This is a genomic window from Vibrio sp. MM46, from assembly GCF_027587135.1.
Classification (GTDB): Bacteria; Pseudomonadota; Gammaproteobacteria; order Enterobacterales; family Vibrionaceae; genus Vibrio; species Vibrio harveyi.
On sequence record NZ_JAPPTO010000115.1, the window covers coordinates 1 to 396 of the forward strand.

1 pseudogene is annotated in these 396 nt (G+C 48.7%); it reads right to left on the reverse strand.

Annotation, left to right across the window (positions count from 1 at the left end):
* Positions 1-396: pseudogene (locus OH459_RS28185) on the reverse strand (TrbI/VirB10 family protein); the annotation flags it as partial.

A 396-nucleotide genomic window follows, 5' to 3' on the forward strand; every position in this document is an offset into this window, starting at 1 on the left:
ACCCAGCTTAGACTTTTTACCGTTAGGTAAAATACCTTGATTGACGGTCTGAAAGACAATCGGTGATGTATCCCCTTGACCTGAAACGCCGGCGTTAGCATCAGCGCCGCCTGTCACCACGGCGGTAACAAAGGTGCCAGTCGGGACATAATTATCGGTTGTGCGACGGGATTTTTTCTCATCGATGCTGGCTTGCCAATGAAATTCAAAGCTATCAAACGCATCGCCGTTAAAGGCGATATCATCTTGTCTTTGGTAGGTGAACTCATCAATATTGCTCGCATCCACATCATCCCTAATGGCGGATTTTGCCGGCAGTTTGTATTTGCCGAACACCTCGCCTTGAGCCGTGTTCGACTCATAAGGTTGATTTGGGTTGATTGCGGGACCTGCTGC